At 64.6% G+C, this 25,099-nt stretch carries 31 protein-coding genes; 16 read left to right on the top strand and 15 right to left on the bottom strand.

What is annotated here, in order from left to right; translation table 11 throughout:
- Positions 1 to 317: 317 nt before the first annotated feature.
- Complete coding sequence (locus NKI66_RS29735) at positions 318 to 2,342, top strand: acyltransferase family protein (protein ID WP_352721070.1); 2,025 nt, start codon at positions 318 to 320, stop codon at positions 2,340 to 2,342.
- 72 nt (positions 2,343 to 2,414) lie between these two features.
- Here NKI66_RS29735 and NKI66_RS29730 read toward each other — a convergent pair whose 3' ends face one another.
- Positions 2,415 to 3,350 carry an HNH endonuclease gene (locus NKI66_RS29730; RefSeq protein WP_023813295.1) on the bottom strand — a complete coding sequence of 312 codons (936 nt, stop codon included), beginning with the start codon at positions 3,348 to 3,350 and terminating at the stop codon, positions 2,415 to 2,417.
- 99 nt (positions 3,351 to 3,449) lie between these two features.
- Entirely contained in the window at positions 3,450 to 4,043 is a 594-nt protein-coding gene (locus NKI66_RS29725; protein WP_023813294.1) for a DUF6456 domain-containing protein, read from the bottom strand.
- 243 nt (positions 4,044 to 4,286) lie between these two features.
- Between NKI66_RS29725 and NKI66_RS29720 the strand changes: the two genes are divergently transcribed.
- Entirely contained in the window at positions 4,287 to 4,568 is a 282-nt protein-coding gene (locus tag NKI66_RS29720) for a DUF982 domain-containing protein (protein ID WP_023813293.1), read from the top strand.
- A gap of 108 nt (positions 4,569 to 4,676) precedes the next feature.
- On the top strand, positions 4,677 to 4,985 hold the full coding sequence (locus tag NKI66_RS29715; protein WP_023813292.1) for a DUF982 domain-containing protein: 309 nt from the start codon (positions 4,677 to 4,679) through the stop codon (positions 4,983 to 4,985).
- Between the two features lie 250 nt (positions 4,986 to 5,235).
- On the opposite strand, the gene NKI66_RS29710 is transcribed toward NKI66_RS29715, so the two are convergent.
- Positions 5,236 to 5,886 (bottom strand): GcrA cell cycle regulator, encoded by a 651-nt coding sequence (locus tag NKI66_RS29710; RefSeq protein ID WP_023813291.1) that lies wholly within the window; start codon positions 5,884 to 5,886, stop codon positions 5,236 to 5,238.
- Positions 5,887 to 6,000: 114 nt separating this feature from the next.
- A complete protein-coding gene (locus NKI66_RS29705; RefSeq protein ID WP_245273285.1) occupies positions 6,001 to 6,267 on the bottom strand; it encodes a hypothetical protein in 267 nt (88 codons plus the stop codon).
- Between the two features lie 212 nt (positions 6,268 to 6,479).
- On the opposite strand from NKI66_RS29705, the gene NKI66_RS29700 reads away from it, so the two are divergent.
- Positions 6,480 to 7,184: an XRE family transcriptional regulator gene (locus tag NKI66_RS29700; RefSeq protein WP_023813289.1), complete on the top strand. Its 705-nt coding sequence runs from the start codon at positions 6,480 to 6,482 to the stop codon at positions 7,182 to 7,184.
- 241 nt (positions 7,185 to 7,425) lie between these two features.
- On the opposite strand, the gene NKI66_RS29695 is transcribed toward NKI66_RS29700, so the two are convergent.
- Positions 7,426 to 7,728 carry a hypothetical protein gene (locus NKI66_RS29695; RefSeq protein ID WP_031213614.1) on the bottom strand — a complete coding sequence of 101 codons (303 nt, stop codon included), beginning with the start codon at positions 7,726 to 7,728 and terminating at the stop codon, positions 7,426 to 7,428.
- Positions 7,729 to 7,917: 189 nt separating this feature from the next.
- Here NKI66_RS29695 and NKI66_RS29690 point away from each other — a divergent pair, with 189 nt between their 5' ends.
- From NKI66_RS29690 to NKI66_RS29680, 3 genes are all read left to right on the top strand, one after another.
- Positions 7,918 to 8,286 (top strand): hypothetical protein, encoded by a 369-nt coding sequence (locus tag NKI66_RS29690; RefSeq protein WP_352753790.1) that lies wholly within the window; start codon positions 7,918 to 7,920, stop codon positions 8,284 to 8,286.
- Between the two features lie 89 nt (positions 8,287 to 8,375).
- Positions 8,376 to 8,972: a hypothetical protein gene (locus tag NKI66_RS29685; protein WP_128305544.1), complete on the top strand. Its 597-nt coding sequence runs from the start codon at positions 8,376 to 8,378 to the stop codon at positions 8,970 to 8,972.
- On the top strand, positions 8,969 to 9,550 hold the full coding sequence (locus NKI66_RS29680; protein ID WP_023813285.1) for a hypothetical protein: 582 nt from the start codon (positions 8,969 to 8,971) through the stop codon (positions 9,548 to 9,550). The genes NKI66_RS29685 and NKI66_RS29680 overlap by 4 nt, the downstream gene beginning before the upstream one ends.
- Positions 9,551 to 9,564: 14 nt before the next feature.
- Here the strand turns inward: NKI66_RS29680 and NKI66_RS29675 are convergent, their stop codons facing one another.
- Positions 9,565 to 10,047: an HIT family protein gene (locus tag NKI66_RS29675; RefSeq protein ID WP_128305542.1), complete on the bottom strand. Its 483-nt coding sequence runs from the start codon at positions 10,045 to 10,047 to the stop codon at positions 9,565 to 9,567.
- 121 nt (positions 10,048 to 10,168) lie between these two features.
- Here NKI66_RS29675 and NKI66_RS29670 point away from each other — a divergent pair, with 121 nt between their 5' ends.
- Positions 10,169 to 10,750, top strand: coding sequence for a hypothetical protein (locus NKI66_RS29670; protein ID WP_023813283.1), 582 nt, complete (start codon positions 10,169 to 10,171; stop codon positions 10,748 to 10,750).
- A gap of 29 nt (positions 10,751 to 10,779) precedes the next feature.
- Here NKI66_RS29670 and NKI66_RS29665 read toward each other — a convergent pair whose 3' ends face one another.
- From NKI66_RS29665 to NKI66_RS29650, 4 genes are all read right to left on the bottom strand, one after another.
- Positions 10,780 to 12,066: a hypothetical protein gene (locus NKI66_RS29665; protein ID WP_023813282.1), complete on the bottom strand. Its 1,287-nt coding sequence runs from the start codon at positions 12,064 to 12,066 to the stop codon at positions 10,780 to 10,782.
- A 285-nt stretch (positions 12,067 to 12,351) separates the two neighbouring features.
- A complete protein-coding gene (locus tag NKI66_RS29660) occupies positions 12,352 to 13,368 on the bottom strand; it encodes an ABC transporter permease (RefSeq protein WP_128305541.1) in 1,017 nt (338 codons plus the stop codon).
- On the bottom strand, positions 13,365 to 14,930 hold the full coding sequence (locus NKI66_RS29655) for a sugar ABC transporter ATP-binding protein (protein ID WP_023813280.1): 1,566 nt from the start codon (positions 14,928 to 14,930) through the stop codon (positions 13,365 to 13,367). Before NKI66_RS29655 ends, NKI66_RS29660 begins: the two co-directional genes overlap by 4 nt.
- 107 nt (positions 14,931 to 15,037) lie before the next feature.
- Positions 15,038 to 15,985, bottom strand: coding sequence for a substrate-binding domain-containing protein (locus tag NKI66_RS29650; protein WP_013530574.1), 948 nt, complete (start codon positions 15,983 to 15,985; stop codon positions 15,038 to 15,040).
- 346 nt (positions 15,986 to 16,331) lie between these two features.
- On the opposite strand from NKI66_RS29650, the gene NKI66_RS29645 reads away from it, so the two are divergent.
- A complete protein-coding gene (locus NKI66_RS29645; protein ID WP_023813278.1) occupies positions 16,332 to 17,030 on the top strand; it encodes a RibD family protein in 699 nt (232 codons plus the stop codon).
- An 86-nt stretch (positions 17,031 to 17,116) separates the two neighbouring features.
- Here NKI66_RS29645 and NKI66_RS29640 read toward each other — a convergent pair whose 3' ends face one another.
- Positions 17,117 to 18,007 carry an SDR family oxidoreductase gene (locus tag NKI66_RS29640; RefSeq protein WP_352721080.1) on the bottom strand — a complete coding sequence of 297 codons (891 nt, stop codon included), beginning with the start codon at positions 18,005 to 18,007 and terminating at the stop codon, positions 17,117 to 17,119.
- Between the two features lie 91 nt (positions 18,008 to 18,098).
- Between NKI66_RS29640 and NKI66_RS29635 the strand changes: the two genes are divergently transcribed.
- Positions 18,099 to 18,932: a helix-turn-helix transcriptional regulator gene (locus tag NKI66_RS29635; RefSeq protein WP_023813275.1), complete on the top strand. Its 834-nt coding sequence runs from the start codon at positions 18,099 to 18,101 to the stop codon at positions 18,930 to 18,932.
- Between the two features lie 37 nt (positions 18,933 to 18,969).
- Here NKI66_RS29635 and NKI66_RS29630 read toward each other — a convergent pair whose 3' ends face one another.
- A complete protein-coding gene (locus NKI66_RS29630) occupies positions 18,970 to 19,422 on the bottom strand; it encodes an SRPBCC family protein (RefSeq protein WP_031213613.1) in 453 nt (150 codons plus the stop codon).
- Between the two features lie 161 nt (positions 19,423 to 19,583).
- Here NKI66_RS29630 and NKI66_RS29625 point away from each other — a divergent pair, with 161 nt between their 5' ends.
- Positions 19,584 to 20,336 carry a pseudouridine synthase gene (locus tag NKI66_RS29625; protein ID WP_031213612.1) on the top strand — a complete coding sequence of 251 codons (753 nt, stop codon included), beginning with the start codon at positions 19,584 to 19,586 and terminating at the stop codon, positions 20,334 to 20,336.
- A 128-nt stretch (positions 20,337 to 20,464) separates the two neighbouring features.
- Positions 20,465 to 20,866, top strand: a complete 402-nt coding sequence (locus tag NKI66_RS29620) for a VOC family protein (protein ID WP_023813272.1) — start codon at positions 20,465 to 20,467, stop codon at positions 20,864 to 20,866.
- Between the two features lie 29 nt (positions 20,867 to 20,895).
- Here NKI66_RS29620 and NKI66_RS29615 read toward each other — a convergent pair whose 3' ends face one another.
- Positions 20,896 to 21,477 (bottom strand): histidine phosphatase family protein, encoded by a 582-nt coding sequence (locus tag NKI66_RS29615; RefSeq protein WP_031213611.1) that lies wholly within the window; start codon positions 21,475 to 21,477, stop codon positions 20,896 to 20,898.
- Between the two features lie 208 nt (positions 21,478 to 21,685).
- Here NKI66_RS29615 and NKI66_RS29610 point away from each other — a divergent pair, with 208 nt between their 5' ends.
- From NKI66_RS29610 to NKI66_RS29600, 3 genes are all read left to right on the top strand, one after another.
- Positions 21,686 to 22,135 (top strand): universal stress protein, encoded by a 450-nt coding sequence (locus NKI66_RS29610; protein ID WP_023813270.1) that lies wholly within the window; start codon positions 21,686 to 21,688, stop codon positions 22,133 to 22,135.
- Positions 22,136 to 22,242: 107 nt separating this feature from the next.
- A complete protein-coding gene (locus tag NKI66_RS29605) occupies positions 22,243 to 22,518 on the top strand; it encodes a type II toxin-antitoxin system TacA family antitoxin (RefSeq protein WP_023813269.1) in 276 nt (91 codons plus the stop codon).
- Positions 22,515 to 23,033, top strand: coding sequence for an acetyltransferase (locus NKI66_RS29600; RefSeq protein WP_023813268.1), 519 nt, complete (start codon positions 22,515 to 22,517; stop codon positions 23,031 to 23,033). Before NKI66_RS29605 ends, NKI66_RS29600 begins: the two co-directional genes overlap by 4 nt.
- Before the next feature lie 14 nt (positions 23,034 to 23,047).
- Here the strand turns inward: NKI66_RS29600 and NKI66_RS29595 are convergent, their stop codons facing one another.
- Both NKI66_RS29595 and NKI66_RS29590 read right to left on the bottom strand, forming a co-directional pair.
- Entirely contained in the window at positions 23,048 to 23,797 is a 750-nt protein-coding gene (locus tag NKI66_RS29595; protein ID WP_023813267.1) for a sulfite exporter TauE/SafE family protein, read from the bottom strand.
- Positions 23,798 to 23,818: 21 nt separating this feature from the next.
- On the bottom strand, positions 23,819 to 24,025 hold the full coding sequence (locus NKI66_RS29590) for a hypothetical protein (protein WP_023813266.1): 207 nt from the start codon (positions 24,023 to 24,025) through the stop codon (positions 23,819 to 23,821).
- A gap of 138 nt (positions 24,026 to 24,163) precedes the next feature.
- Between NKI66_RS29590 and NKI66_RS29585 the strand changes: the two genes are divergently transcribed.
- A complete protein-coding gene (locus tag NKI66_RS29585) occupies positions 24,164 to 25,027 on the top strand; it encodes a LysR substrate-binding domain-containing protein (protein WP_023813264.1) in 864 nt (287 codons plus the stop codon).
- The last annotated feature ends 72 nt before the right edge of the window (positions 25,028 to 25,099 follow it).

Here is a 25,099-nt window from a genome sequence, read left to right as displayed (position 1 = left end):
ATCCTCCCAAAAACACGGGGGCGATCATGCCCCCGTGTCGTCAAAAAGCTACCAGCCAAATATCCTGTCAGAACACTGAAGGTGCCTAAGTGAACTGCATTACCCTTCGCGGGGCTGTTTTGCGTCTGCCGCAGGGCGCGGCCAAGCCCGCCACGCAACGATCAAGCCCGGCCGGCGCTCCGGCCCATTTCCATTCCTGCTATGTTGCACTGCGACAAAATTGTTTTATGTTGCACTGCGATAAAATTGTTGCATTGCGATATCGGCCTGCCCGGCCGACGTTGCGCAGGGGCTGGGCCTTGCACGAAGGAGCCGTCGTGGCAGCATCGTTCCGGTCGGACATACAAGGATTGCGCGCGCTCGCTGTCGGCGGTGTCGTCGCCTACCATTTCGGCCTCACCGCGCTCCCCGGCGGCTTTGCCGGCGTCGACATCTTCTTCGTCATCTCGGGCTGGCTGATAACAACCCACCTCATGCAGGAGATCGGCGAGACCGGCCGGCTCGACCTTTGGCGCTTCTATGCCAGGCGCGCGCGGCGGCTTCTGCCGGCAGCTTTGTTCGTCATCCTGGTTACGCTGGCCGCCGGCTACTTCATCCTGGCGCCGCAGGAGCAGGCGCTCTATTCGCGCGGCGCCATGTTCGCCTCCGCCTATGCCATCAATCTCTGGCTGCTGCGCTGGTCGTTCGACTATTTCGCCGCCGACGCCACCAGCAATCCCTTCATCCACTTCTGGTCGTTGTCGGTGGAGGAGCAGTTCTATCTGGCCTGGCCGGCGCTGCTTCTGCTGGCCGCCTGGCTGCGGCCGGGCCGGCGAACGGCCGCAGCCGTGATCGGCGTTGCCGGCCTTGCCTCCTTCGCCGCCTGCCAGTGGCTGACCAGCGCGGCGCCGGCCTGGGCCTTCTATTTTTCGCCGCTGCGCGCCTGGGAGTTCGCCGCCGGCGGCCTTGCGACGCTGGTCCCCATGGCTTTGCTGCAGCACCGCATCTGGCTGCGGGCAGCACTTGGCTGGCTCGGCCTGGCGCTGATCGCGACCGCCTATCTCCTGTTGAGCGAAGACCTGCCCTTCCCCGGCTGGTACGCGTTGCTGCCGGTGGCGGGCACCGTTCTGGTGCTGCTGAGCGGCGTTGGCGGGCCGCAGACCAATAGACGGACCGGCTGGCAAGCCCTTGGCCCGGCTACCGCTTTGTCCCTGCCTCCCTTGCAATGGATCGGCACGCTCTCCTATTCGCTCTATCTCTGGCATTGGCCGGTCATCGTCTATGCCGGGATGCTGGCGCCGGACCTTTCCGTGCCGCAGCGCCTTGGCTGTGGCGTGCTGGCGCTCGCGCTGTCGGTGCTCACCTATCATTTGATCGAAGACCCGGCGCGGCGCGGCGCCTGGATGGCGGTGGGCGCCCGCGCCTTTCCCAGGGTCATTCCAGACGCAAAACCGCTTCGCGCTTTTCCCGGCCTTGTGCTGGTTCCCGCTCTGATGCTGACCGGCACCGGCGTGGCGGTCGCCTATGCCAACGCGCATCTGGCCACGCGCAATATCGGCCCCGAGCAGCGCGGCATCGAGCAGGCGGTCGAAAGACCTTCCATCGCGCGGGCCGTCGACAAGAACTGCCTGGCCGACTTCCAAACGGTGACGCCGAAACCCTGCATGTTCGGCCCGGCCGATGCCACCCGCACCATCGTGCTGTTCGGCGATTCGCACGCCGACCAGTGGTCGACGCCGCTGATCGAGGCGGCCAAGCGCAACGACACAAAGGTCATCACCTATCTTAAATCATCGTGCCGCGCCTCGCGGCTCTCCACCTTCAACACGGTGCTGAAGCGCGACTACACCGAATGCGACGCCTGGCGCGAGCAGGCCATATCAGAGATCATCCGCCGCAAGCCGCGCCTGGTGGTGATCTCCGAATTTTCCATCGGCAATCTGACCCGCGACCTGCCCGCCGCCGAACGCACCGCCGAAGTAGCGCGCTGGCAGGCCGGCCTGCGCTCGACCTTGCAGGCCTTCAGCCGGGCCGGTGTCGAGACGGCTGTTATCCGCGACACGCCGATTAACGCCAGCTTCGCCGGCTCCTGCGTGGCGCGCACCCTGTGGTGGCGCGAAGCCCCCTCGCCGCACTGCGATACGCCAAGGGCGGACGCCGCCAACGACAGCACCGCCGCCGCCGAGCGCGCCGTGGTGACCAGCGTACCCGACACCCGCTACATCGACCTCACCAACCAATTCTGCGGCCCGACCACCTGCCACGTCGTCATATCAGGCAAGCTGGCGTTTCGTGACAGGCACCATCTGGCGACGGGCTTTGCCGAGACACTGGCGGGGCCATTGGAGAGGGTCTTGTTTTAGAGGTTCCCTTCTCCCCGTCTATACGAGGAGAAGGTGCCGGCAGGCGGATGAGGGGCGGCGCGGCGCGGCAAATCAATGCGCCCCCGCGAACAGCTCGCGATGATGAGCCAGAAACGCCGGATGTGGCATCAACCGCGCATCCTTGGGCCAATGCAAACCCTGGGATTCCGGACGGAAGAGATTTCTCAATTCGCTCGGCACCCGGTTGTGCGCGACCAGCAGTCGATGGTTTTCGTCTATCGAAATCAGATGCCGATCGAACAGCCAATGCACGGTGGCCGATAGCGCGATGCCGTTCCGGACAACATCCGGCCCGCCGACCGCGACAGGTTTGATATGAGCGGCCTGAACCTCGGCCCTGCCGCCACCATTGATAATGCGCAAGCCGGTGACTGCGCATTTATCCTCATAAGCACGGCAGACTTCCAACCGGAAGGTGGCGTCGCGGATTTTGCGGTTCAGCAAGATCTGTTCGACCCGACGATCGACCGTCTCGGCAAAACCGGGCTGTCCGGCAAAACCAGGCTGGATCGGCCATGGAACATCCAGCGGCAGCATGTCGGGGCTGAGCCTTCTGGCGTTGGCAGGGTCAAGTGTCTCATTCAAACCAGCCAGCACGATGTTGTCGAAATCCTCACTCAGGATCGGGCGCATCGACTTGCCCTGCACGGCTTGGCCGACGTGGCTGGGGTCGAGAACCTCGCGCAACAGCGCCTCCGCGTAGCGGCCATCCTTAACGAAAGGCACCGGTGTAGGAAATTCGAGATAGTCCGTCACATGGGCATAGTAACGGTCGGATCGGTCAGGATCCGGCAAGACATCTGTTACACGCGCATAGGCGATATACGCACGACGGCCGCCATTGCGCTGCGGTTCGCGAAACAGCACCCAGTCGCCAATGGCGTTCCGGGCAGCGTCCAGATAATTGCTGCGAGCGGGGAATTGATAGCGGCGGGTGATGTCATCGTCGTAGCCAGAACCCGGCTTCACATCGAAAACGGCTTTCACGATTCTATTCCTGGGAATGCAAACGCCTAGGCTAGCGATGTTTTACGCATCGTGCGAGCCATCCGTTGCACCATCTCACCATCTCACCACCTCACCACCTCACCTCCTCATCATCATCCCGTAATGCACCGCCAGCAGATCCAGCCCCACCTTCAGCAGCTTTGTCACCACATTCCGGCCCTCGCCGGTCTGCTCGGACAGGCGCTTGAGGGAACCGTCAGCGCAGCAGACTTGTCGCACCACGGCGGCCACCTCCCAATGGCCTAGCGCTCTTGTGGCGGCGGCATAGGCCCTGCCGGCGTCGAGAACGCTGTCGGCGATGCCGCCGCCCTCGCGGCCGCCGTCGACGCGCTCGGTCCAGCGCATCGGCTTGACATCAGCCTGCTGGCTGCAGCGGAAATCCTCGCGGTAGCGCAGGCCTGCCTCGCGCTGCTGGCGCGACAGCGAGGTGATGCCGATAAGCGCATCGATGGCGCGCACCCGCACGATGCCGCCGGCGGCGGCGTGGCCGTCATTCGACACCTCGTAGACACGAGCAGCCTCCAGCGTTCCCGCCGCCAGCCGCTTGCGGCCGAAGGCGTCATCCCTGAGCGCGAAATCATGGCCGATCTGGCGGCGTATGCGCACCTGCTCGGCCTCACCCTTCGGCAATTTCGGCGCCTGCGGTTTTGCGGATTTGGTCTTTTTGCTCATGGAAGGCTCCTGGTTGGCTTGGGATGATGGAGGACGGCAAGGCGGCGATCCTTCGCGCTGTTGGGCATCTCCCCACATGGTCGGCAGGGCGGAGAGGGCCGCCGTTCGGTTGGCCTTCGTTGAACCGGAGGTCGTCGCCTCTTCGCCGCTGCGCCACCATCCTTGCCGCCCGGCATCCAGGCTGATGGAACCGGCGCGAGCTTTCGACGTTATGTCGCGTCCACGCCAAGGGGAGGTTCGCCGATGACAGCCTTCATGCCGGTTACCGTGCGCTTTTGCGACAACAAAACCATGCTGGTCAGTTCGGTGGCCGGCGCAGCCGAGGCACTGCGCCACCAATGGCCCGACAAGACAGCACCTGGTTATCTCGAGGCGACGCGGCTGGTTACGCTCGCCGTCGACGGCACCTGCTGCCAGCGCATCGCATTCGACGCCTTCACCAGGGCGGCCAAGCAACAGAACATACTGGTGGCCAGGCCCAAAAGCCGCGCCCATGACTGGCTGGACGCGGTGGCTAGTCCATGAGGATCGCCAGCCAGCCGAAAAATTGATGCAACCGCCCGCCAGCGGGGCGCGTTTAAGGATGCGGTAGACAGAGCCGCGCGCAAAGCGAAGGTGAACGCGGTGGGTACGATGAAAACCGGAGTGCCGCTCAAAGTGCGGGTGGAGGATGAGGTCGAAGAGATCGACAGCGTCAGCGAAGCCGCCGATTTTCTGCAGCGCTGGCCGCTGGAGCGACGCGGCCATGTCTACCGCAGCGCGCTTAACGCCTGCAGCGCGGCGATCGCCGCGCAGATTTCCGAAGCCGACGCCATGAAGGTGTTTACCGGCTTTGCCCGGGTGACCGGCATATTGATCGCCGAAGGCAACCCGGCGATGGCGATGGACGCAAGGAGCATGCAGAGCCGCACGCCCAAGCAGGGCCGGCAAATGCCGAAGTAAGGTTCTGGCGATTTTGCTCCGGGCTTGATTCATCTCAGATCCTCCACCTTTGTGCGGCGAGGCAGCCCCCTCACCCAGCCTCCGCTTCGCTCGGCTGACCATTTTGGGGCGAGCCACGTGTCTCGTCCGTCCTTCGGACCCCCGAGGGGAGAGGAGACTTGCACCGTCGGGTGCCCTCTCTTCTCCCCCACGGGGAGAAGGTGGCCGCGAAGCGGCCGGATGAGGCTGGCGCAGCAATGGGAGAGCGTGCTCATCCCGCCACAAATACGCGGCGCTGGAAGCGCGCCTGATGGTAGGTGCAATAGCTTTTCAGCGGCGTGGTGCGCATGCCGCAGCACAGCATGTCGGCGCCCGGCCGGCTGCCGGGCGCATCGTTTTCAGAATCCTCCTCCACCGTCAGATCCAGCGGCGCGCGGCAGCGTGAAAACAGGCAATCGATGAAGCGCATCGCCACGCCATGCGGCTGCCGGCCGATGGCCGCGCGCGGCGGCGCCGGCACCTCCAGGCGATAGGCTACGCCGTCGGCGATCAGCACGCCCGCCTCGCGCACGAACGAATGGGCGCGCCTGGGCCGGGCCACTTCACGCGCATGGATATCCTTGGCGGCAAGCACGCCATGCATCTTGCCGACGGCAGGCGTCGCATTCGCCGACATGCCATCGGCCCGCTTGCTTCCAGCGCGCTTGCCCCCGGCCTGTCTGGCTCGCGGCGGCGGCCCCTTGCCATTGGCAAAGCCGATCGCGCCCAGCATGGCGTTACGATGCACGATGCCGATGATGGCGTCGCGCGACACCGGACTGCCACGCAGCGCGGTGAACGCGACTGCAATCCTGGAGGCTGAAAGCCCGTCCTTCAGCCAGCGGCCGATCTCGTGCAATTCCGCGTCGCTATAGCTTGCCATATACCAGCTCCATCCAAAGTTCGGCCGCGCGCCGTCGGGCAGCGTCAAGGTTCGACCCGGTGGCCGGGCCGCAGTCAGGTTGTTTTTCAAGAGCCGGCTGTCAGCCGGCCAGCCTCAGCCGGATTGGGCCGATTTCCCGCCGGCAAGGTGCAAAAGCCGCGCCTCGGCCGTGTTTCTGTCCAGGGCGGAAACCGCCCTGCCCGTTAGCCTGTCCAACAGGATGACGGTGCCGTCCTCGGTGCGGATGCAGGATCGGCCAGCCGAAAAAACAGCGCCGGCGCCATGCCGGCCGAATTGGGGACCGGAGCCGCTGGGAGCGGCGGCTCCGGCCGTTCCGGTCGCCGGAAACAGGCGGACCGGACCCGAGGCTGGTGCAGTCAAGCACTGAGCCTCGGGCTTCACCCCGGCCGGGGAGGAGGACGGCCGGGGCGGAAGGGAATGGGCGGCGGTTATGACCGCCGGATGCGCCTCGCGTGAGGCCGGCGACTCGGCGCCATCAAAGCTGGACAGGTTTTGCATGACCGGATATAAGCATAACTCGAAAATACATGCAAGCCATTCTTTCATAGACGAGAGCCGCTTTCATCGCTCACATGGGCGCCATGGCAAAAACGGAACTGTCGATCAAGGTCGGGGCGGCGATCCGCAAGGCGCGCAAGCAGCGCGGCCTGGTCATGCGCCACATTGCGGAGCACAACGACACCGATGTCGCCGCCGTCGGCAACTGGGAAACCGGCCGCAATCTGCCCAAGACCGAGAACCTCCTGAAGACCGCCGCCTTCCTGCGCGTCGACCCGGTGGCGCTGGGCCAAGGGCAGGTCGTGTTTCTCGACGATGCCGGACCGGTCGCCGACGCGGAGATCGTCACCGATGCCGGTCCGCTGCCCGCCGGTTCGATGGATATCGAGGTGCTAGGCGCGGCCGTCGGCGGCGACGATGGCGATTTCACCTTCAACGGCGAGCCGGCAGGCTACGTCCAGCGCCCGCCGGGCGTGCGCAACCTGCCGAAGGTGTTCGCCCTGCACGTGCTCTCGGATTCCATGGTGCCGCGTTACGAGCCCGGCGACCTGATCTATTGCGGCGGCCGCGACGCGGTGCCCGGCGACCACGTGGTGATCGAGACCTTCCCCGAAGAAAACGAGCGCAACGGCAAGGCCTTCATCAAGAAGCTGGTCAAACGCACGGCGGGCGAGTTGGTGGTCGAGCAATACAATCCGCCGAAGACGCTGACCTTCAACCGCTACGCCATCAAACATGTCTGGCGCGTGATTTCGCTGAAGGAATTGCTGGGGTATTGAGGAGCGCTTCTTGCCTTCTCCCCTTGCGGGGGTGAAAGGCGGTCCGCACAGCGGACGAAAAGCCAATTGCTTGGCTTTTCGAGCCTTGAACGCCCTGAGCTTGCGAAGGGCCGGGTAGCGCAGGATCCACCTGCCGGGTCCCCGCTGCTTCGCAGCGCCCCGGCGTTCGCTGGCCTTTGATCGTGCCACTGGCACGATCAATTCGCTTACGCGAACCGGCCGTTCACCCTTTCGACAAGACTCAAGCCCGCCGCGCTCCCTCCAGCGGCACCTCGCGATCGCTCAGCATCTGCGCTTCGCTACGCACGCGCTGGCGCTCGTCGATGAAGGCCGCCTGGATCGTAACGGTCGCCCCCGGCAGTCCGTCGGCACGGCAGGCCGAGCAGACGATGCGGCCCGACAGAGCGGCAAGCGGCGTGTTCCTCGTCACGCCGAACCGCTTCAACTGATCGGGCCGCCACCAACGGTTGCGGCCGCAATCCGCGCACTCGACCGAGATCGAGGCGACATGCGCCATTGTTGGTTCCCTGCCCGGCAATGCCATCGCCCCTGCCTCGTCTTTGTTCCTGATTTGTTCGCATATTCCTGTGTTTTGCGCCCGGAGTCGAGTCGCAGTTTTCAAACTTTCCCAGAAGTTTTTCTTCTAAGGTAATTTGAGTTATGCTTTCACGCTGGATATGCAAATGTGAGTCGGAGCACGAACCCGCCCATTGCATCAAACCCGGGAGCGATAATGGACGCCCTTGCCGCCGATTTTGCCCGTTCCTGCGGTTACGCCGGCGACAGCCTGGCCCTGCTTGAAGCCTTCGAAGCCATCCGCCGCAACGGCATCGCCCACGCCCGTCAGGATCACGTCAGGCGCAAGGCGGTGATCGACGCGTTGAAACCGTCGGAGGCGCTGTTCCTGGCCGCGATTGGCCCGGCCCTCTCGGCGGAGGATGCCATCGAGGACGCCGTCCGCTTCATAGCCTGCTGGCGCAACATACCGCGCTGGCGCCAGGAGCGGCGCCTGCCCGACCTGATCAGGGCCAAGCAACAGCGGCTGGTGGCGCGGTATTTTCGTCGCCATGGCCATCTTCTATGGGCGCGCGAAGCAGCGTGAGGCTGGACCAGCCATTTGCGGGTTCCATCAGCAATTTTTTCTTTCTAGACTGCGCAGGGGTGGCTGATCGTCGACGTGCATAGTTTGGAATGTTCAAGACTGCCCGCTTAAAATTTCAAACCTGGATAACGGCCGGCGCGGGAACCATCGCCGCCCTGTTCGTCGCCGGCCTGATGGGCGCGTTCGGCGCCCTGCCCCCCCACGCCCCGCCGCAATTGCCGCCCGATGCCGGCATCGATGCCGGGCGTTGGCATCTCAAGCCGGTGCGTGCATATGTCAGCCGCGCCAAGGTCTATGGCGTGCCGCTGAAACCAGGCCAGAAGGCGCTGGTGCTGGAGGTCGACCTGACCAATCGCACGGCGCAATCCGACAAGGCCTATTTCAATGTCTTCACGCCGGACGGACTCGCTCTGCTCGACGGCCTGCCGATGATCGCGCTGACCCGTGATTCGACTCTGACGCCGGAACTGCATCCCGGCATGACCGAACGCATGGCCTATGTCTGGCCGCTTGCCGGCGACGCCATCGTGCCGGCAAATCTCAGCTTCGGCATCATCGCCGAGATCTTCAAGCCGCGCGACAACCTTTACGGGACGCCCGGCTGGTTCAATCCCACTCGGCTCGGCACCGTCACCTTGCCCGTCGTCGACCTGCCCGTGGCAGACTCACGGAAAGGCGGCTCATGAATATCCGGGCCATCGGCAATCTCCTGATCCTCGCCACCACCGTGGCGCTGAGCTACGGCATGCAGGTGTCGAAGCCGCATTATGCCGAGCTCACCGCACCGATCCCGGTCGACGGCGCCGTCCACGACACGGTGCGGGCGCGCAGCTTCGCTGTCCGCCTCGACAGAGTGGTCTTTGCCCGCACGCTGAAGAGCGACCAGTTCGGCCAGGAGAAGCTTTTGACGACCAGCGGCCTGTGGGCGGTGGTGACGACCAGTCTCACCGCCACCAGCACCTCCACCACGGTCGCCGACGGCACCTGGCAAGGCCCGACCGGCCTGCGCTACCACCAGAGCGAACGGCTGGGCTACCGCCAGGACATGCCGCCGCATTCCATTGATCCGGGGTTGGAAAGACGCGGCCTGTTCATCTTCGAGATGCCGCCCGACCAGATCCCCGGCGCCAGCCTGCTGGTCGCCGCGCGCCGGTTCGGCCCGCTCGACGCCCAGGCCCGCATCAGCCTCGACGCGGTGCCGACCGGCGCCGATGGCCAGCCAGCGGATGTCTTGCCGCAATACGATCTTGATGCGCGACTGTAGGAAGGGGCGCAAGCCTAACTGCCCATGACCTGGCGCAGCAATGCAATCACTTCCGCAACAGAAGGACCTTCGACAGGGGGTGGATCGGCCCGCTCACAAAATTCCCTCCAAATAAACAGCGTGAGTTCCGCGCCATCGGTGCCCGGTTCGCTTGACGCATCAGTGAACTGTTCAAGGGATCGATATCGATGGTCGGACCAGAAGAGCCGTTCGACCCAGTCATAGACAGGTATCAGGTGAAAATGGAACGAATGACCCGGAGAATGGCCGTAGCGACTGATGTAGAGCCGGTTAGGCCGCAGCCGCGACGTCAATGCCTTCTGAGCTTCCGCAAGCAATGGGCCCAATTCGGCCAGAGCCGCTTGCGGCAGTTCCAAGAGGTTGTTGGTCGGCAGCTTGGAACCAAGCACCAGGTACCCGGGCAGAGCAGAGTCAGTCCGGTGGCTCAGGAGCCAGAAATCCGTCGCGGAAATCTGAAACGGTTCGGGACTCTGCAAATTTTGTTCTCCGATGCAGGGAGCTCAATCGTTTCAGAGTAACCCAGCTTGAACCCAAAGCAATTCCGCAGCGCAGTTTGCGCTCGAAACTCTCAACACTGAGCAAGACCAAGGCAAAGGCATGACCGCAGTTTCGACCGATCTCGAACCAGCCGCCGACGAAGGCCGAGAGACCGAGAAAAAATGGCGCCGGCGCGGTCTTGCCGCGCTCGCTATCCTGCTGCCGCTGACGCTGGCCGAGACCAGCTATGACAGCGTCCGTGAATGGCTGCACGGCGACGACCTCATCGCCAGGGATGTCGAGTTCGGCCAGTCCGTGCCATTCGGCGGCAGCGAGTGGCGGCTGGCCGATCTGCGCGGCGGCAAGGCCGGCCGCTTGCCCGACCACGCCTTCGCCGTCATCGCCACCTTTGCGGTAACGGTTGGCGACCCCGATCTGCAAAAACAGTGGCTGGGCTGCAAGGTGATACTGACCGACGCCGCCGGGCGCCGCTGGCTGTCCGACTTCATCTCCGGCGTCGGCCTGCCGGACGGCGTGATGAACTGCACCTCGGCGATCTTCTCCGGCGCCAAGAAGGGCGAAATCATCACCGTGGGCGAAACCTTCATCGTGCCCGAGGACGCCATCAAGACCATCCGCCCGGCTGTCGGATTGGGCAGCGAGCGGCCGTGGTTCCTGCGCTTTCAGAGGCCGCCGAAGTGAGCGTCCTTCTCCCCGTAAACGGAGAGAATTCACTTCCCCGCCCGCTTCGCCATCGAAAACGCTGTCTCCAGCACGGCGGCGAGAAAGCATATGCGCAGCGGCTCGATCAGGATGCCGGTGGAGGAATCCTGGAACGGGCTGCCGAACAGCAGCGTCACGCCATGCGAAAAAATCTGCCAGACGTCGAGCTCGTGCGGACCGATCAGCCGCGTCGTGCCCAGCCATAGCCAGGCAGCGCCCCAGTCGAGCAAGCGGTAGCCGACGACCAGCGTGCACAAAAGCACCAGACTGGAGCTGACTGTCAGCCGAACCCCGTTGGCGATCGGCAGATAGCGCGAGCGGTAACCGGCGATGAAATGCTCGACGAAATCACGCAGGAATTTCGGCAGGCCGACATAGCGCCGGCCGGCGCGCTCCAGCCGGCCGTGCACGCGCATCAGGGCGGCATCGTCGCGCACGTCATAGCCATAGATCAGCGCCGCCATCACCAGCCAGATCAGCGGCAGCAACATGAAGAAGAACAGGTTGACGGCAACCGTCGATGGCGCGATCGACTCGACCGGCACCATGGGGGCGGCCGAGGCCATCGGCACCGGGTTCGCCAGCCCGTCCACTGAGGCCTGCAGGGCCGACCAGAAATTGCGGCTCATCAGCCATTGCAGCGCCGAGTCCTTCCAGCGGCTGATCACATAGAGGCCAACGAAGATCCAGTTGGTCTCGCAGATCACCACGACGATCTGCCAGAACGAGGCGGCTTTCGTTTTCGTCTGCATGAATTTGGCCAGCCGGTGGATCAGCCAGGACACCGCCACCGAGACCAGCAGCCAGCGCGAATCGAGCACGTCGAGCACATTGGCGCTCTGGCCGAAATCGGCCTGGTCGAGCGTGGCGCGCGAATATTGGCGAACGATGTCGCCCAGAAATCCCCAGGCCGCGTAATAGGCGAAGAACGGCAGCAGCGCGATGGTGATCATCCGCACCAGCCGCGAGCCGCGCCGGTCCACAGCACCCGGCTCCTTGACGGCTTGCGCCTCGGTGGTTGCGGCCTTGTCCGCGCTGCGCTGCGCGGCCAGCACATGCGGCAGGCCGGGGCGCAACACATGGAACATCGCCACCGTCACCACCAGCTGCGCCAGCGCCACCAGCGTCAGCATCGCCAGCCCGGCGAAGTGATTGGCCAGCGCCACCTTCGCCGCGAGCTGCATGAGGAGATCGCCGACCAGCACGCCGGCCAGCACGAGTGCCACGAGTTGCGGCCAGAACCGCCGCAGCAGCGAAAAACTCAAGGTGATCGGTCTGATGATATCGGCAAACATGAGGTTCTCTCACGATGCCACCCGCCCCAGGTCTTTCTAGCAAAGCATGCTTGTTTTGCAAGAATGGGGGTCCCTAGCAAGCGCAGGTGCGAGGCACCCCCCTCTGTCCTACCGGACATCTCCCCCGCAAGGGGGGAGATTGGACGTCATGACTGCTTTCGCCAATTTTCAACGTTGAAGAGAAAGCGGCGAGGACGAAGCTGCCAATCTCCCCCCTTGCGGGGGAGATGTCCGGCAGGACAGAGGGGGGTGCCTGGGCGCCAACCGCTCCTCCCCCTTTGCTCCTCACCTTCTCACCCGCGATTTCAGCCACCGGTCGAACGCCACCGCCAGGATCAGGATGAGCCCGATGACGATGCTTTGCGTGTAGGACGAGACGTTGTTGAACTGCAGCCCGTTTTGCAGCACGCCGATGAGCGCGGCGCCCACCACCGTGCCGCCGACAGAGCCGATGCCGCCGAACAGCGAGGTGCCGCCGATGACGACGGCCGAGATGACCGTCAGCTCGTAGCCAATACCGGCGACTGCTTCGGAGGAGTTCAGCCGCGCCGACAGCACGAAGGCGGCAAGCCCGGCAAAAAAGCCGACGATGACATAGACCGAGATCAGGATGCGGTCGACGCGCAGGCCCGACAGCCTTGCCGCCTCGGCATTGCCGCCGACGGCATAGACGGCTCGGCCGTAGCGCGTGTAGCGCAGCACGATGTGGCACAGGATGGCGGCCGCGGCGAAGATCAGCGCCGGCACCGGCACGGGGCCGATCAGCCCGGTTCCGAACCAGCGCATCGAGGCGTCGAAGCCCGAGATCGGGCCGCCGTTTGAGATGGTCAGCGTCAGCCCGCGAAACACCGTCAGCCCGCCCAGCGTGACGACGAAGGGCGGCACTTTTAGCCGGGTGATGACAAGCCCTTGCACCCCGCCGGCAGCAGCGCCCACAACGACGGCGGCCAAGAGTGCTGCGAACCAGCCGAACCCTTGCGTGCCGCTCGTCGACAGCGACAGCGTGTTGGCGGAGCCGCCCTTGGCGACCACGGCGGCGACCATACCGCAGAAGGCGAGCAGCGAACCGACCGACAGGTCGATGCCGGCGGTGAGGATGACGAAGGTCATGCCGAGCGCAATCAGCCCGGTGATCGAGATCTGCCTTGTGATGTTGAACAAATTGATCGGGTCCATGAAGCTCGGCTTCAGCACCGTGAAGACGATGATCAGCGCCACCAAGAACAGCAGCGGCCCGAAGCTCATCAAAAGCCGCGCGAAGTTGACACCGCCGCGCTGATCCTGTTCCCCCGCCACGCTCATAGTATCTCCTTGCGGTCGAGTGCCATCAGTTCCATCAGTCTTTCCTCGTTTGCCTCGACGCCCGGCATCTGGCCGGTGATGCGTCCCCGGCGCATGGTGACGATGCGGTCCGACACCGCAAGCACCTCGGGCAGCTCGGACGAAATCATCATCACCGCAATGCCGCGCGCCGCAAGCTGCACCAGGATCTGGTGCACCTCTGTCTTGGCGCCGACATCGACGCCGCGAGTCGGCTCGTCGACGATCAGCACTTTCGGATCGCGCGCCAGCCAGCGCGCCAGGATCACCTTCTGCTGGTTGCCGCCCGACAGGCCTTCGATCGCCTGCTCGGCCGAAGCCATGCGGATCGACAGCATCTTGCGAAACCCGGACAGCGCATCGCGCTCGCGCCGCTCGGCCATGAAGCCGAAACCGTTGCTGAAGCTGCCCAGCGAAGCGATGGAGAAATTCGGCAGGATGCCCAGCGCGGCAAAGATCGCCTGGTGCTTGCGGTCCTCCGGTAGCAGGCCGATGCCGAGCGCAATGGCGTCCGCGGGTGATGCCGGGGCGATCGGCTTCCCGTCGAGCGTGATGGTGCCGGCCGCGATGCGGTCGGCGCCGAAGATGGCGCGCGCCAGTTCCGTGCGGCCGGACCCCACAAGCCCGGCGACGCCGAGGATTTCACCGGCCTTGAGGTCGATGTCGACGCCGTCGAGCACGATGGCGTGGGGCGCCTCGGGGTCGCGAACGGTGCGCAGGCCGCGCACCGACAGCACGATATCGCCGGCCACCGCGCGCTGCGCCGGCCGGGCGTAGAGCTCGGACGCCGCGCGGCCGACCATCTTCTCGATGATTTTGGGCAGCGCGATCGGTCCGCCCTCGCGGTTAAGATGCCCGGCCAGCCGCCCGTCGCGCAGCACCGTCATGCGATCGCATATGGCGGACGCTTCCTCCAGCCGGTGGGTGACGAACATGATGGCGACCTTGTCCTTGCGCAGCCGACCCATGATCGACAGCAGCCGCTGCACCTCGGTCTCGGTCAGCGCCGAGGTCGGCTCGTCCATGATGATCAGCCGGCTTTTCAGCGACAGGGCGCGGGCGATCTCGACCAGCTGCTGTTCGGCCACCGACAGCGCCGACACCGGCGTCATCGGATCGATGGAGAGGCCGACGCGGGCGATGATCGAGCGCGACTCTTGCTCCATGCGCCTCCAACTCACCAGCCCGAGCGGACCGAGCGGCGCGCGGCCGATAAAGATATTCTCCGCCACAGTCAGCGTCGGGATCAGGCTCAGTTCCTGGTAGATGGTGACGATGCCGAGCCGCTTGGCATCCTGCGGGCTGGATGGATGATAATCGGCACCGTCGAAAGTGATGCGGCCGCCCGACGGCGGCATGACGCCCGAGAGGATTTTCAAGAGCGTCGACTTGCCGGCGCCGTTTTCGCCCAGCAGGCCGAGGATTTCGCCGGGGCGGATGTCGAGCGAGACATCGCTCAGCGCGGTGACGCCGGCGAAATGCTTGGTGATGCCCTCGACGGCAAGCAGGATGGGCTCGGGCGATGCGGCTTCAGCTGGCGACAATGGTTGCTCCCGGATTGCAGTTCATCACGGCTCCATCAGCGCTTGAACACCCCCCTCTGTCCGGCAGGACAGAGGGGGCGCTGTCCCGCCAGCCTTGCCAAATCGCCCTACTTCGTCTCGCCAATCCTCTCCGCCTTGTCGAGATTGTCCTTGCCGATGACGATCGGCGTCAAAAGCACCAGCTTCTCCTTCGGCTCGGTCTTGTCCTTGGCAAAGGCCACCGCGATGCGCACCGCGGTGCGCGACTGCTCGCCGGGAAACTGCTCGACGGTGCCCGCAAGCTTGCCGTCGCGCACCGCGACCAGCGCTTCCGGCAGTGCATCGAAGCCGTAGATCTTGACGTCGGTGAAGTTGCGAGCGGCGCAGGCCTCCATGGCGCCCAGCGCCATGTCGTCATTGGCGCAGACGATGGCGTCGGGCTTGCCATTGGCGGCAAGGCCGGCCTCGGTCACCGACAGCGCCTCGGCGCGGGCGAAGTTGGCGGTCTGCTCGAAGACGATCTGATACTTGTCCTTCAAGGGATCGAGCACATTGTGCACGCCCTTGTTGCGGTCGATCGCCGGGCCGGCACCGGGCTGGCCCTGCAGATGGAACAGCTTGGCGCCGTTCGGGAACGCCGCCACCACGGCGTTGGCTTCCGCCTCGCCGCCCTTCACATTGTCGGCGCCGACATGCGCGAGGATGCCCTCGACGCCGTCGACGCGGCGGTCGATCGTCACTACGGGAACGCCGGCCTTGACCGCTTCCTCGATGGCCGGCGCCAGCGCATTGACGTCGAGCGGCGAGATGACGATGGCGTTGACCTTCTGCACCAGGGCGGCCTCGATGTCGGCGGTCTGCTTGGTGGCCGAGTTCTGGCCGTCGCTTTCGGTCAGATTGACGCCTTGCGTGGCGGCTTCCGCCTTGATCTCGTTCAGCATGTGCACGAAGAACGGAAAGCCGAGACTGGGCACCGAGCCAAGGATGGTGAGCTTGTCCTGCGCAAACACCGAGGGCGCGGCAACCATCATGGCGCCGAAAGCCGCGGACGACAGCAGGAATTCACGTCTGTTCATGGGATCCTCCTCCACAAGAACGCACGACCCGAAAACCGGATCGGTTTCAGGAAGGATCATGCGTCGGTTCAAAGTGTGGAGCATCCTCCCTGCGCCCGAAAACGCATGCCGCTCCAGCTGGCCGCCGCTGTAAAAAGAGCCTCCCACCGACGCCTGCGCAGGGATGCTAACCCAGCGCCAACCATTTGTGCAACCTCGATATAACAGCGCCGTCCGGCAAAATTATCGGAATTGTCGGATTTTTGGATCGTGGGCTGGCATCTCACTGAGGCGTCTGGCTTCCATTCCCTCGACCCGGCACTACCTTGGATTGACCCGCGAAGCTTTTGTGATTTGGAGAACCCGTATGAAGCTGCAAGTCATCTGCCATATGCTCGCATCACTCGACGGCAGCCTTCATCCAAGCCGCTACACGACAAGTCCGGACGGGACCCAGGCGGATTGGTCGAGCCTCTACGAGCATATCCACAATGATCTCGCGGCTGACGCCTGGATCGTCGGCCGCGTCACCATGGCCGAGATGAGCAAGGCCGGCGCGCATCCGCCGGCCAATGCCGGCAAGGTCGACCGGCCCTATCATTTCGCGCAAAGGAATGCGGGCAGCTATGCCGTGGCGCTTGATGCCTCGGGCAAGCTTCATTTTTCCAAACCCGACATCGGCGGCGACCATGTCGTGGTGCTGCTTGGGCATGATGTCGCCGACAGCCACCTGGCCGAGCTCGCCGCCGACGGCGTATCCTATATCATGTCGGAAGCGGCGGACATCAATCTCGCGGCGATGCTCGAGGTGCTCGGCAGCGAACTCGGCATCCGCCGGTTGCTGCTCGAGGGCGGTGCCGGCATCAACGGTTCCTTCCTTGCGGCCGGGCTCGTCGATGAACTGAGCCTTCTCGTGGCGCCCGCGATCGATGGACGCGCAGCAAACCAGGCCTTCGTCGAGTTTGGCGAGAGCGGCCTGGCGAGCAAGATGCAATTGTCCCTGAAGAGCTGCGAGGCGCTGGCGCATGGGCTCGTCCATCTGCGTTACGCAGTTACTCCTGGATGAGGGCTGACCGCCTCGTACAGAAGGGCCGGCAATCTGACTGATTACCGGCCCCTGTATCGTCAGCTTTAGGCCGATGCTTCAGTCAATCAAGCGGCGTATTGCATGGCATCGAGATCGGCGATCAACGTCGGGCCGGTCGGGTGCCAGCCCAATCGTGCCTGTGTCAGCGCGCTGGAGGCCGGCAGGTCCATGGTGGCGAACATCGCCATCCAGCCGAAATGCTCCGCCGCTCTTTCCGGCGCGATGGAAACGACCGGCAATTTCAGGCCCCGGCCAAGCGCCTCGGCGATGGCCCGCACCTCGACGCCTTCCTCGCCGACCGCGTGATAGCGCGCGCCCGGTTGCCGCTTTTCCACGGCCAGCCGGTAAAGCCGCGCGGCGTCGAGGAGATGGCCCGCGGAGAAGCGGTTGCGGCCTTCGCCGACATAGGCCGAGACGCCTTTTTCACGCGCGATTTCGATGAGCGGCGAGATAAGCCCTTGCTTGACCGGATTGTGGACCTGCGGCAGCCGCACCACCGACACATTGATGCCGGCGTCCAGCAAGGCATTGCCGGCCAGCTCCGAGGCGATGCGCGGATTGGGATGGCCGGGATTGAAGACGTCCTCGATCGCCAGCTCGCCATGCCCGGGGCTGCCCATGCCGACGCCGGAGGTGATCACCAGCGGCCGGTCGGAGCCGGCCAGGGCGGCGCCGAGTGCGGCGATGACGCGCTTGTCCTTTTCGCAATTTTCGGCAAACCGCGAAAAATCGTGGTCGAACGCCGTGTGGATCACAGCCTCCGCCTTGGCCGCGCCGTCGCGCAACCCCTCGGGATCCTCGAGCGTCCCCCGGAGCACTTCGGCGCCCGCGGCGGCCAGCGCCTCGGCGCCGGCGTCGGAGCGGGTCACGCCGACCACCTGGTGGCCCGCCTGGATGAGTTCGGGAACCAGCGCCGAACCGATGAAACCGGTCGCGCCGGTGAGAAAGATACGCATGCAAAATCTCCTGCACTAGTTGCCTGCGTAATATTGCTGGTCTATTATTCTATTAAAGTAGTGATCTTATCATGGTATAATGACTAACAGGATGCCCTCCAATTCCGCCGGCTCGCTGGCAGCGTTCCTCAAAGACCGGCGCACGCGGCTCGATCCGGCTTCCTTCGGCTTTTCGGGCCGCCGACGCACGCCGGGACTGCGCCGGGAAGAGGTCGCCCAACGCGCCAACATCAGCCCGACCTGGTACACATGGCTGGAGCAGGGCCGCGGCGGCGCACCCTCGGCCGATGTCCTCAATCGCATCGCCAAGGGGCTGCTGCTGACCGAGGCGGAGCGCGAACATCTTTTCATGCTCGGGCTGGGGCGCCCGCCCGAGGTCCGCTACAGGGGCGTCGAGGGTGTCAGCCCACGGCTGCAGCGCCTCATCGACACGCTCGATGCCAGCCCCGCCATAGTCAGGACCGCCACCTGGGACGTCGTTGCCTGGAACTGCGCCGCGCGGGTCGTGCTGACCGACTATAGTGCCCTGCCCGAGGGCGAGCGCAACATCCTGCGTTTCATGTTCCTGCGCCCCGCCATCCGCGCCAAGCAGCACGATTGGAAAAACCTGGCCCGTTTCGTGGTCGCTTCGTTCCGTGCCGATGCGGCACGCGCCGGCGCTGTCTCCGAGGTGCGCGAACTCGTCGACGAGCTCTGTAGCGCCAGCCCGGAATTCGACGCGCTGTGGCGCGAAAACGACGTGCTCAGCCACGGCGACGGGACAAAGCGCCTGAAACACCCGGAACTCGGCGATATCGAGCTGGAATATTCGGGCTTCGCGGTCGACGGCCGGCCGGATCTGAGCCTGACCGTCTACAACCCGGTCGACAGCGCCGTCGCCGACCGTATTCGCGCGCTGGCTCTCGCCCGACACCCCAAAGAGTAAGGGCCGGACGGCCCGTCCGCGGGGATGACGCCCGCCCTCAAGCGCGCTCGCAGACCGCTTTCAGGATCTGCAAGGTCGGCCCCCAGTAGAGATTGGCATGCGGACGGATCGCCGGTTCGGCGAAGTCGCTGAGCGTCAGCGTCAGCGTCGTTCCCCCACCCACCGGCGTCAGATCGAAGCTGACCACGGTGTGGTTTTCGGGCACGTCCGCCAGCCGCGAGGCCGACAGCGTGCTCCAGTAGCCATACGCGAAGCTCTTTTCAGGCTCAAAAGCGCGGACGGTGCCATGGTTCTCGAACGGCATTCCGTGCAGCAGTCCGCGCATCACGATCGCGCCGCCGGCATGCCCTTGCAGGCTGACAGTCAACTCCTCGTCGGACATCCATTGCGGGATCATTTCTGGCATCGTCAGTATCCGCCAGACCTTGGCCGGCTCGGCACTGATGACGACGGTCTTGGTGATCGGCGAGATGTCGAGAGACTCACTCATGCGAAGCAAGTTTATCGCGGATGCGGCGGCGACAATATCGCCGGTCCAAGAACTGCGGATGCCGCCACTGCCCCCTTGCTTTGCGCACGATTGCAGCAGCGCGTCTTGCGAAGCCATTGCAGCCCGTGGCATTTGTCGGCTCCACCAGCACAGACGGCAGCATGACACCACGGCAGACACGACAAAGCGGCAGGCAGGCGGCGCCCGGCGTCAGCCTGAACCGGGCGCTGTCGAAGCTCGGCCTGTGCTCTCGCACGCAGGCCGAGGTGCTGATCGCCGAAGGCCGCGTGCGTGTCGGCGGCAAGGTCGTGCGCGATGCAGCCCTGCGCGTCGACCTCGACCGTGACCGCATCGTTGTCGACGACAGGCCGGTGGTTGCCGAGCGCAAGGTCTATCTCGTCCTCAACAAGCCGCGCGGGCTGGTCACCACCCGCGACGACCCGCAACAGCGCGACACCGTCTATGCCTGCCTGGAAGGGCTCGACCTGCCCTTCGTCTCCCCGGTCGGTCGCCTCGACAAGGCGAGCGAAGGCCTGCTGTTGATGACCAACGACACCCGGTTTGCCAACCGGCTGATGGATCCGGCCTCGCATTTGCCCAAGACCTATCACGTGCAGATCGGCATGGTGCCGGACGCAGCGATGCTGGACAAATTCCGCGCCGGCGTGACCGTCGATGGCGAGACCCTGAGCGCCAGTTCGATCGAACTTTTGCGCAGCGGCGGCCGCACCGCCTGGCTGGAGATCGTACTCGACGAAGGCCGTAACCGCCACATCCGTCGCCTGCTCGCCGCGCACGGCGTCGAGGTTCTGCGCCTCATCCGCATCGCTATCGGCCGCCTGCCGCTCGGCGACCTCGCCAAGGGTACGGCACGGCATTTGACGCCGGAGGAACTGGAGCTGCTGGCGGGGTGAGCCCCGCGTATCGTCGATGTCGGCGGCCTTGCATCCGCGCCACCTCCTGACAGGAAGCTGTCAGGAGGCCTGGCCTATAGGTGACTCATGGGCCGGGCTGCGGCTCCAGCAATCCAGGAGCAAAACAAATGAATTTCGTCTCTGTCCGCATCATCACGTCGGACGTCCAGCGTCTCGTGCGCTTCTATGGCGAGATCACCGGCATGCCCGTGACTATGTACACAGAAGACTTCGCCGAACTCGCGACACCTGCCTGCACGTTGGCAATCGGCAGCACGCGCACCTTGATGCTGTTCGGCGGCGACATCGCCCGCCCCGCCGACAACCACACCGTCATCCTTGAGTTCCGCGTCGGCGACGTCGATGCTGAATTCGCCAGGCTCTCGGACCTACTCAGGGATGTAACGGTGCAAAAGCCGACCACAATGCCCTGGGGTAATCGCTCGCTGCTGTTTCGCGACCCCGATGGCAATCTGGTGAATTTCTTCACGCCGGTAACCGCCGAGGCGATCAGGAAATTCGACAGGTAGGGGGAGCGGTACCGCCGGCCGATGCCGCACTACTTCTGGTTCCATTTCCGGATGACCGGCTCGCTCAGATCATGCTCGTAGCCGAGCACGCTGATGCTTGCCGTATCGAGCACGAACAGCGCGCCGCCTTCGGGCGGCAGCCCGATCCAGCGCGCCGCCAGCACGCGCAAAAAATGCGCGCTGGAAAACACCAACATGTCGGCATTGGCCTTGCGTAACCCGTCAATGATCCTGTCGGCCCGCGCGCCCACATAGGCCGCCATCTCGCCCTTTGGACAACCATCGCGAAACACATTCCAGCCGGGGCGCTCGGCCAGGATCTGTTTTGTCGTCAGCCCCTCATAGGCGCCATAGTCCCACTCCTGCAGATCGTCCTTCTTGACGCTCTGCGCGCCGAAGCCGGCCAATACGCTGGTGTTGTAGGCGCGCTGCGACGGGCTCGACCATACGGCCGAAAAGGACAGGCCCTTGAGCCTATCCGCGACGCCCCGCGCGGCGGCCTCGCCAACCGGGGTCAACGGCATGTCGGTGCGGCCGGTATGCTGCCCCGAAAGGCTCCATGCCGTCTCGCCATGCCGGACCAGATGGATTTGGGGATACACGCTGCTCATGAGATGCCTTTCGATGTGGTCCGGCACCTTAAGCAACGATGCGGCAAAGGGGAATCCGCTTGGTACAAAACTGCGTGGTCGCCTGGCCTTGATCCGCGGCGGGCCGGCCCTGTGATCATCCTGGTGCCGCAACTATATCAAGGCCAGCCTCTACAAGGCTCCCGCCACCACAAGGGCACGGGCCCTTGCACAACAAGTCGAGATCATCATGTACAAACATCTGCTCATCGCCACGGACGGATCGGAACTGGCCGACAAGGGCGTTGCCCACGGCCTGACATTGGCCAAGGACCTCGGCGCCTCCGTCACCTTCGTTACCGTCTCGGAACCATTCCCGATCTTCGCCTGGGGCGGCGCCATGGCCGGCTATGCCGCCGGCGATGAGCTCGTCGCCTACAAGGAAGAGGCAGGCCGCTATGCCAAGGAAGTGCTCGCCAAATGCAAGGCGTCGGCGGACGCCGTTGGCGTGGCCGCGGAGGTGGTCCATGTCGAGGACAAGCGGCCCGCCGAAGCCATCCTGGAACTGTCGCAGGCCCTGCGCTGCGACCTGATCGTCATGGCCTCGCACGGCCGTCGCGGACTGGGCAAGCTGCTTCTCGGCAGCCAGACGGCGGAAGTGCTGTCCTACACGGAGATTGCGGTGCTGGTGGTGCGGTAACAGATTTGGCCCAGCGCGCTCCTCACATGCCCGTGAGGCTAAAGCGATAGGATTTATATTGTACGGATTCAATCCGTACCATATAATAGCAGACAAAGGAGATAGCCATGCCTCGCAACGTCGGTGATAACGGTCGAATCGATTTCCGGATTCCGCCCGAAGCGAAAGCCGTGATCGCACGTGCGGCCGCCTTGTCGAATGTCGGCCTGACCGAGTTCGTTACGCGCTCCGCACTGCGTGACGCCCAGGCTGCGATCGAACGCGCCGAACATCTTGCGCTGTCAGAACGGGACAGTCTGCGCGTCCTCGACCTGCTTGAAAACCCGCCCTCCCCGACCAACCGCCTTATCCGCGCCGCCAAAGCCGGCCAGACTCTCGCGTGAACTCCGTCACATGGCAAGAAGTGCCGATCGGGAGACAACATAACCGTGCCGCCTTCGACTGTGGCGACGCGGACCTCAACATCTATTTGCAGCGCTTTGCGCGTCAAAGTCATCAAAGCGGTGGCGCAAAAACTTTCGTCGCCGTGACGGCGCAAGATCCTTTGCGCATCCTCGGCTTCTACTCTCTCAGCCCGGCTTCGATCGACTTTGCCAGGACCCCGGCAGTCGCCAAACGCGGCCTTGGCCGCTATGACGTGCCGGTCTACCGTCTGGGTCGGCTCGCCGTAGACCGTACGATACAAGGCCGCGGCCTTGGCGGCGGTTTGCTGCTCGCCGCCGGGAAGCGCTGTATGGCAGTCGCGGAGGAGCTCGGCGGCGTTGCCTTGCTAATCGATGCCAAAGGTGACCAGGCTGCCCACTGGTATGAAGGTTACGGTGCGATCCGTCTGGATGACGCGCCGCTGTCCCTGGTCCTGCCTTTCGCCGCGATCGCCAAGGCGATAGCTGCATTCTGAACGCCTGCCGCAAGCTACAGAATACCGTCCTCCACAAGATAGACACCCAGCGCCAGCAATCCGACGAAGAACACTTTCCGGAAGGTCTCGATGCTCATCCTCCGGCGCAATGCCTGGCCGGCGAACATGCCGGCCAGCGCCGGCGCAAGGGCTGCGACCGATCCCGCCAGTTGCGCGCTCGGCGACGCCAGGGCACCGGTCCTGAACAGCCCGATGGCGAGCGCCGCCGTCGACACGGTGAAGGATAGGCCGAGCGCCTGGATCAGGTCTTCTTTCTCCAGCCGCAGCGATTGCAGATAGGGCACTGCCGGGATGACGAAGACGCCGGTGGCGCCGGTGACCAGCCCGGTCGCCACCCCGACCAGCGGTGACATCAAGGCTTCGTGGCGCACCGGCGTGGTGAAGCCGGCCTTGGCGAGGCCGAGGATCGCATAGAGCACCAGTGCGGCGCCCAGCCCGGCCGAAGCCGCGCCCGTATGCGTGCCGGTCAGCAGCCCGGCACCGGCAACGGTGCCGAGCATCACGCCGGCCATCATCGTCCATAGCCGCTTACACAGGCCGCCGAAGGACGGGCCGGTCAGCAATTGCCAGAGATTGGTGACCAACGACGGGATCAGCAGCAGCGCCGCGGCCTGCGCAGGCGGCATCGTCACCGCCAGCAGGCCCATCGCAACGGTCGGCAGCCCCATGCCGACGACGCCCTTGACGAAGCCGGCGGCGAGGAACACGGCGCCGATCCAGGCGAGGACGCCGGCGCTCAGCATGGTCGTATCTTCAAGGCGGGATCAGTCATGCAGCAGCATATCGGTTGCGTCGGCATCCAGGCTGGCGGCCTTTGCCGGCGCCGCATCGCGGCTGGTGGATACGACCGTCGCCGCGCATCCCCGCAGGCCTGATCCCGCTGGCGCCATGGCAAGGCCAGCCACGGCAATGGCCAGCACGATCGCCGTGCTTTCGAGAATGCCGAGCCGGCCTGACGTTCGTTTGTTCATCACAATTCTCCTTCGAAACTGTTTGACGAAGATCCCGGCCGATCACAATGTGGAAGTTGTGCTGCCAACCTTCGGCCAGGACGAAGGCTGGAGGGCCGATCGCCTTCCCGGGCGCTGAATATTCGCAGGAGCAAAAGAATGCGCTTCGATCTGGTCGATCTCCGCCTGTTCCTGCTGGTGGCCGAACGCGGCAGCATCACCCATGGCGCCGAGCTTGCCGGCCTGGCCCTGGCGTCGGCCAGCGCCCGCATCAAGGGCATGGAGGAGCGGCTCGGCGCGCCGCTCCTGGAGCGCCGCCGCCGTGGTGTGGTGCCAACGCCGGCGGGACAGGCGCTGCTGCATCATGCGCGCGCCGTGCAGAACCAGATCGAGGCCATGACCGGCGATCTGGCCGCCTATGCCACCGGCCTGCGCGCCCGCGTCCGGCTGCTGGCCAACACCGCCGCTACAGCCGAGTTGCTGCGCGACATCCTGCCGGCTTTCCTTGTCGCCCATGCCCAGATCGACATCGATCTCGACGAGCGCCCCAGCCATGAGATCGCGCAAGCCGTGGCCAATGGTGCGGCCGATCTCGGCATCGCCGCAACCTGGGCCGGCCTGTCGCATCTCGAACAGAAACCGTTCTTCACCGACCGGCTGGTGGTGATCGCCGCGCGGAACCGGCCCGGCCTTGAAGGCCGCACCGTCAACCTCACTGAGGTTCTCGGCGAATCTTTCGTCGGCCTCAGCACCGGCCATGCGCTGCAGGAGCACATCACGCGCCAGGCGGCCCGCCTTGGCGGCCATCTGCATGTCCGCATCCGCGTGCCTGGCCTCGACAATGTCTGCCGGCTGGTCGCGCAAGGCGCCGGCATCGCCATCGTGCCGGAAAGTGCGGCGGGTCGTTCCGTGCGCACACTGCGGCTGACCGACGACTGGGCGACGCGCCAGCTCAACCTCTGCGCCCGCCGCTTCGAAGAGCTGACGCCACAGGCAAAACTGTTGGCGGCAGCGCTGGTCTGAGCCCTGACAGCGACCACCTATCACCAGTAGCGCTGAATCATTGCCTTGCTTTTCCAATATCCGTGACGTAGC

Source organism: Mesorhizobium sp. M0518 (assembly GCF_040321125.1).
GTDB lineage: Bacteria > Pseudomonadota > Alphaproteobacteria > Rhizobiales > Rhizobiaceae > Mesorhizobium.
Note: the sequence above shows the minus strand (reverse complement) of the source record. Positions and strands in the feature narration are given on the sequence as shown.

Bases quoted from the DNA above. Each gene is read 5' to 3' on its own strand.
- NKI66_RS29725 (WP_023813294.1), bottom strand. From the start codon at position 4,043: ATGAGCAAAAAGACCAAATCCGCAAAACCGCAGGCGCCGAAATTGCCG.
- NKI66_RS29720 (WP_023813293.1), top strand. From the start codon at position 4,287: ATGACAGCCTTCATGCCGGTTACCGTGCGCTTTTGCGACAACAAAACC.
- NKI66_RS29715 (WP_023813292.1), top strand. From the start codon at position 4,677: ATGAAAACCGGAGTGCCGCTCAAAGTGCGGGTGGAGGATGAGGTCGAA.
- NKI66_RS29710 (WP_023813291.1), bottom strand. From the start codon at position 5,886: ATGGCAAGCTATAGCGACGCGGAATTGCACGAGATCGGCCGCTGGCTG.
- NKI66_RS29700 (WP_023813289.1), top strand. From the start codon at position 6,480: ATGGGCGCCATGGCAAAAACGGAACTGTCGATCAAGGTCGGGGCGGCG.
- NKI66_RS29695 (WP_031213614.1), bottom strand. From the start codon at position 7,728: ATGGCATTGCCGGGCAGGGAACCAACAATGGCGCATGTCGCCTCGATC.
- NKI66_RS29690 (WP_352753790.1), top strand. From the start codon at position 7,918: ATGGACGCCCTTGCCGCCGATTTTGCCCGTTCCTGCGGTTACGCCGGC.
- NKI66_RS29685 (WP_128305544.1), top strand. From the start codon at position 8,376: ATGTTCAAGACTGCCCGCTTAAAATTTCAAACCTGGATAACGGCCGGC.
- NKI66_RS29680 (WP_023813285.1), top strand. From the start codon at position 8,969: ATGAATATCCGGGCCATCGGCAATCTCCTGATCCTCGCCACCACCGTG.
- NKI66_RS29670 (WP_023813283.1), top strand. From the start codon at position 10,169: ATGACCGCAGTTTCGACCGATCTCGAACCAGCCGCCGACGAAGGCCGA.
- NKI66_RS29665 (WP_023813282.1), bottom strand. From the start codon at position 12,066: ATGTTTGCCGATATCATCAGACCGATCACCTTGAGTTTTTCGCTGCTG.
- NKI66_RS29660 (WP_128305541.1), bottom strand. From the start codon at position 13,368: ATGAGCGTGGCGGGGGAACAGGATCAGCGCGGCGGTGTCAACTTCGCG.
- NKI66_RS29650 (WP_013530574.1), bottom strand. From the start codon at position 15,985: ATGAACAGACGTGAATTCCTGCTGTCGTCCGCGGCTTTCGGCGCCATG.
- NKI66_RS29645 (WP_023813278.1), top strand. From the start codon at position 16,332: ATGAAGCTGCAAGTCATCTGCCATATGCTCGCATCACTCGACGGCAGC.
- NKI66_RS29640 (WP_352721080.1), bottom strand. From the start codon at position 18,007: ATGCGTATCTTTCTCACCGGCGCGACCGGTTTCATCGGTTCGGCGCTG.
- NKI66_RS29635 (WP_023813275.1), top strand. From the start codon at position 18,099: ATGCCCTCCAATTCCGCCGGCTCGCTGGCAGCGTTCCTCAAAGACCGG.
- NKI66_RS29630 (WP_031213613.1), bottom strand. From the start codon at position 19,422: ATGAGTGAGTCTCTCGACATCTCGCCGATCACCAAGACCGTCGTCATC.
- NKI66_RS29625 (WP_031213612.1), top strand. From the start codon at position 19,584: ATGACACCACGGCAGACACGACAAAGCGGCAGGCAGGCGGCGCCCGGC.
- NKI66_RS29620 (WP_023813272.1), top strand. From the start codon at position 20,465: ATGAATTTCGTCTCTGTCCGCATCATCACGTCGGACGTCCAGCGTCTC.
- NKI66_RS29615 (WP_031213611.1), bottom strand. From the start codon at position 21,477: ATGAGCAGCGTGTATCCCCAAATCCATCTGGTCCGGCATGGCGAGACG.
- NKI66_RS29610 (WP_023813270.1), top strand. From the start codon at position 21,686: ATGTACAAACATCTGCTCATCGCCACGGACGGATCGGAACTGGCCGAC.
- NKI66_RS29605 (WP_023813269.1), top strand. From the start codon at position 22,243: ATGCCTCGCAACGTCGGTGATAACGGTCGAATCGATTTCCGGATTCCG.
- NKI66_RS29595 (WP_023813267.1), bottom strand. From the start codon at position 23,797: ATGCTGAGCGCCGGCGTCCTCGCCTGGATCGGCGCCGTGTTCCTCGCC.
- NKI66_RS29590 (WP_023813266.1), bottom strand. From the start codon at position 24,025: ATGAACAAACGAACGTCAGGCCGGCTCGGCATTCTCGAAAGCACGGCG.
- NKI66_RS29585 (WP_023813264.1), top strand. From the start codon at position 24,164: ATGCGCTTCGATCTGGTCGATCTCCGCCTGTTCCTGCTGGTGGCCGAA.